The following is a 4,740-nucleotide window of genomic DNA, read 5'->3' on the forward strand; positions in this document are numbered from 1 at the left end:
CCAAGCAGAAGCGGGTGCAGCTGATGCAGAGCAAGCTGCTGGTGCTCAAGACGACGTAGTCGACGCCGAGTTTGAAGAAGTGAAAGACGACAAAAAATAAACCTTGTCGAAACACTTAACTAAGTAAAAGAACGGGCGTTGTCTAAACACAACGCCCGTGTGTCTATTAACGCCAATACTTTCAGCTAATTTAGTTGTGAGAATGTAGAACCCCATTATGTCAAAACGCGATTATTATGAAGTTCTTGGCCTCGCCAAAGATGCCAATGAACGAGATATTAAAAAAGCCTACAAACGTTTGGCGATGAAATTTCACCCAGATCGCACCAAGGGTGATAAAGCTTCTGAAGAGAAATTTAAAGAAGTGAAAGAAGCCTATGAAGTGCTCAGTAATCCGCACAAGAAAGAATCCTATGACCATTACGGTCATGCTGGGGTTGATCCTAACCGCGGTGCAGGTGGTTTTGGTGGCGGACATGCTGACTTCGGTGATGCGTTTGGTGACATCTTCGGTGACATTTTTGGTGGTGGTCGTGCTGGTGGCGGTCGTCGTCAACCGCAGCGTGGCTCAGACTTGCGCTACAACCTTGAGCTAACCTTAGAGCAAGCGGTTAAAGGCATTAAGAAAGAAATTCGCGTACCTACATTGGTCCATTGTGAGCAGTGTAATGGTAGCGGCGCTAAGAAGGGTTCAACGCCAAAAACTTGTGGTACCTGTCATGGCCAAGGCCAAGTACAGATGCGCCAAGGCTTCTTTGCGGTGCAGCAAGCTTGTCCTACCTGTAAGGGTAAAGGGACTATCATTTCCGATCCTTGTCATAAATGTCATGGTGAAGGTCGTTACGAACGTGCTAAAACTTTATCGGTTAGCATTCCTGCCGGGGTTGATACCGGTGACCGGGTTCGTTTATCTGGTGAAGGCGAAGCCGGTGAAAGTGGCGCTCCTGCCGGGGACTTGTATGTGCAAGTTCATGTTAAAGAGCACCCCATTTTCAAGCGTGAAGAAAGCAACCTTTATTGCGAAGTGTCAATTAGCTTTACCTTGGCTGCCTTGGGCGGTGAGATTGAAGTGCCCACCCTTGATGGTCGGGTCAATCTAAAAGTACCTAGCGAAACCCAAACCGGTCGCATGTTTAGAATGCGTGGTAAAGGGGTGAAGTCGGTACGCGGTGGCCCAGTGGGTGACTTGATCTGTAAAGTGATTGTAGAAACGCCAATTAAGTTGAATGAGAAACAGAAACAACTACTTAAAGATTTTGAAGAAAGTTGTGGAGGCTCAGCTAGCAGCAAGCACAAGCCGAAAGCCGAAGGTTTCTTCGATGGAGTTAAAAAGTTTTTTGATGACCTAACCAGTTAATCAAAACTTACATAGTTAAAAAGCGGCATTAGCCGCTTTTTTTATGTCTAAATAGTGATTAGGGGCGATCTTGTTTTAGTATGTCAGTCAACATCGTATTACAAACCAATAGGGTAACTTGATGATTAGCCTCGTTTTAGGCGGAATTCGTAGCGGCAAAAGCCGTTGGGCAGAACAGCAGTTCGTTGACCATATAAAACCTAAGCCTGTTTATATTGCTACTGCCTTGGCCAGCGATCAGGAAATGGCGCAGCGAATTGCTCATCATCAACAGACTCGGCAGTCGCGCTTCGATACCCATGAGTTTGACTTTGAAAATGAAAACTTAGGCGAAGTATTAGAGCGTTATGTGGGTCAGGGGCGGCACATTTTATTAGAATGTATGTCAACGTGGTTGGGCTGGTGGTTGTGTCGTTCTGCTTCGCCAGAGCAGCAAGTCATCGATATACAACAGCAAAGCACTGTGTTGTTGGAATGCCTTGAGCGCTTAGATGGTGAAATAGTTATTGTGAGCAATGAGGTAGGGCTGGGCTTAGTATCTGATAACGCCATGGCACGTTTGTTTGCAGATGAACTTGGCCGTTTAAATCAAGCCTTGGCGGCAAAAGCCGATAAAGTGGTTTTTATTAGCGCAGGATTACCATTAATATTAAAGGAACCGCAATCGTAGGCGGTTGCCAAGAAACGGATTATCACCATGAATAAACTAAGTAAAACTTTACTCCTTGCGGGCTCTTTAGCGGTATTACTAAGTTGCTCGGCTTCTCCAACTGGACGTAAGCGGGTATTGCTCTATGACGATGCCAAAATGAGCGCGCTGGGCGCTCAATCCTTTGAAGAAATCAAACAACAAGAAAAGATTTATACCGATCCCGCAACCAATGATTACGTGGCTTGTGTATCCAATGCGGTGACGGCAGAAATTCCAGGCCATTATGGTGAAGAACACTGGGAAGTGGTGGTATTTGACTCAGAGCAGGTGAACGCCTTTGCTTTGCCCGGCGCACATATTGGTGTGTATACGGGCTTGATTAAAGTAGCGGAAACACCCGATCAGCTGGCTACTGTAATCGGCCATGAAATTTCCCATGTACTAGCTGAACACAGCAACGAGCGACTATCGCAAAATCAAATTGCAGGCATTGGTACTACGGTTGCGGCGATTGCCATTGGGGTCAGCGATAGCATTGAGAATAAGGGCTTAGCCATGGCGGCACTAGGTTTAGGAGTTCAGTATGGCGTATTGCTACCTTACGGACGAACCCAAGAAAGTGAAGCCGACCTAATGGGGCTAGACTTAATGGCCAGTGCCGGTTTTAACCCTAAAGCGAGTGTTAGCTTGTGGCAAAATATGGCCAAAGCCGGTGGGGGTTCTGTGCCTGAGTTTTTGTCTACTCACCCTTCTAATCAAACTCGAATCAGCGACTTGGAAGAGCGGATGGCACGAGCTACCCAGTTGCAAAAACAAGCTATTGCTCAGGGTAAGTCGCCGCAGTGCCAGCGGCCAGCCAGTTTTAACAACTAGTTGTGTCTATTCGTTTGGCCTGCGTCAGTGATGCGGCGGCAATATGCCGCGTGCAGCGCTTAAGTTGGCAGCATTTACATAGCGATGCACTGACCGCACATATGTTAGAGGCCTTACCGGTTGCTGAGCATTTTCAGGCTTGGCACCAGCGCCTTCACAGCGCCGCTTATCAAACCTGGTTAGTCGAGCTGTCGGAAGTGATTGGTTTTATCTGCCTGCAACAACAAGCGCAATGCCAAGAACTCAGCGCTTTATACTTGTCCCCCAAATGGATTGGCCAAGGCTTTGGTAAAGCCTTGTTAAAACATGCCTGTGAGCAAGCCAAGGTGCGGCACTTGTATTGCTGGGTAATGCAAGATAATCAGCACGCGCAGGGTTTCTATCGCCATTTGGGCTTTGATTTTACTGGGGAGCAACAACAGCTCTACTTTGCAGGGCTGCGCTACTCACAAAAAAAAGCCCATTTAGCGCTTCGCCAAGGGCATTTTTGATCGCTTTATGTTAACCTTTTAGCTTCATTTATTGATTAGATTTAAGAGTTCAAATGAGCGATAAATATCAAGGCGCAGCTGCGCAAGCGAGTTACGGTTACGGTCTTCAAATTGGTGAACAAATTGAGCGTGCCGCATTCGACGGTCTAGAAGTTAATGCCATGCTTGATGGCATTCGTGATGTTATGCAAGGCGAGCAACCACAGTTAGATGAAGCGGTTATTGGTGCTGCATTCCAAGAAATCACTAAGCAAATTGAAGCTAAAAAAGCTGAACAGCACAAAGAAGCTATGGCAGAAGGCGAAAGCTTCTTGGCTGAAAATGCTAAGCGCCCTGAGATCAACAAAACTGAGACTGGCCTACAGTACGAAGTATTGGTAGAAGGCGACGGTGAAAGCCCAAGCGCAACCAGCAAGGTACAAGTTCATTATGAAGGTACTTTGATTTCTGGTGAAGTCTTCGACAGCTCAGTACAACGTGGTCAACCTGCTGAATTCCCTGTAAATGGTGTAATTAAAGGTTGGACTGAAGCACTGCAGCGCATGAAAGTGGGTGATAAGTGGAAGCTATACGTTCCTCATGAGCTAGCCTATGGTTCACAAGGTGCTGGCGCAGCCATCCCTCCTTTTGCTGCTCTAGTATTTGAAGTTGAGCTGCTAGCTGTATTAGCTTAAGCGTCAACAATGGGTAAAGAGCCGGCGATTTCGCCGGCTTTTTTTTATGCGCCAAGTTTGTGCGCTTGTGTTCTAAGTTAGTGAATTTATTAAAAAAATATCAATACTCCTTTAGAGGTAAAGATTTTTATAAGTTAATGATTTGTAGTGTTAAAAAAATGTGATCTGGATCTTGGCACGACCTTGGCAACCCTGAGTGTGTAGCAACATTTTGGTTCTACCTCGATTGGTAGTTTTGCAGTAGCAGGAGCAAGGAATGCACAAATTTAGCCCTAAGCGTTTTAGTAACATCATTAAAGCCAGCATTAGCGCAGCCTTAATCAGTAGTAGTGTGGTGGCTTATAGTCACGCTGAAATAGGCGAGCCAGAAAAAGAAGATCTTAAGTTTGGCTTTATTAAATTGACCGATATGGCACCTTTGGCGATTGCCTATGAAAAGGGCTATTTTGAAGATGAAGGACTGTATGTCCAGTTAGAGGCTCAAGCCAACTGGAAGGTGCTGCTTGACCGTGTTATCACCGGCGAGTTAGATGGCGCCCACATGCTAGCAGGACAACCGCTAGGTGCCACTATTGGTTTTGGTACTAAGGCTGACATTATTACCGCCTTTAGCATGGACTTAAACGGTAATGCGATTACCGTGTCTAATGATATTTGGGCGCAAATGAAGCCCCACGTTCCGCATGAAGATGG

The 4,740-nt window shown here is 46.2% G+C and carries 6 protein-coding genes; all 6 read left to right on the forward strand.

Translation table 11 applies throughout. From position 1 onward, the window contains the following. Positions 1-217: 217 nt before the first annotated feature. On the forward strand, positions 218-1,357 hold the full coding sequence (gene dnaJ / locus ACQY6Q_RS03715) for a molecular chaperone DnaJ (RefSeq protein ID WP_427978023.1): 1,140 nt from the start codon (positions 218-220) through the stop codon (positions 1,355-1,357). A 121-nt stretch (positions 1,358-1,478) separates the two neighbouring features. After that, positions 1,479-2,027, forward strand: a complete 549-nt coding sequence (gene cobU, locus ACQY6Q_RS03720) for a bifunctional adenosylcobinamide kinase/adenosylcobinamide-phosphate guanylyltransferase (RefSeq protein ID WP_427978025.1) — start codon at positions 1,479-1,481, stop codon at positions 2,025-2,027. A gap of 27 nt (positions 2,028-2,054) precedes the next feature. After that, positions 2,055-2,882 carry a M48 family metallopeptidase gene (locus tag ACQY6Q_RS03725; protein ID WP_427978027.1) on the forward strand — a complete coding sequence of 276 codons (828 nt, stop codon included), beginning with the start codon at positions 2,055-2,057 and terminating at the stop codon, positions 2,880-2,882. Between the two features lie 2 nt (positions 2,883-2,884). Continuing rightward, the gene (locus ACQY6Q_RS03730) at positions 2,885-3,373 is read left to right on the forward strand and encodes an N-acetyltransferase family protein (RefSeq protein ID WP_427978029.1); all 489 of its coding nucleotides are present in this window, start codon (positions 2,885-2,887) and stop codon (positions 3,371-3,373) included. A 53-nt stretch (positions 3,374-3,426) separates the two neighbouring features. After that, positions 3,427-4,047, forward strand: a complete 621-nt coding sequence (locus ACQY6Q_RS03735; protein ID WP_427978031.1) for an FKBP-type peptidyl-prolyl cis-trans isomerase — start codon at positions 3,427-3,429, stop codon at positions 4,045-4,047. Between the two features lie 256 nt (positions 4,048-4,303). Further along, on the forward strand, positions 4,304-4,740 hold a 437-nt coding region (locus tag ACQY6Q_RS03740), incomplete at its 3' end, for an ABC transporter substrate-binding protein (protein WP_427978033.1).

Origin of the sequence: Agarivorans sp. (genome assembly GCF_050295395.1) — a bacterium.
Classification (GTDB): Bacteria; Pseudomonadota; Gammaproteobacteria; order Enterobacterales; family Celerinatantimonadaceae; genus Agarivorans.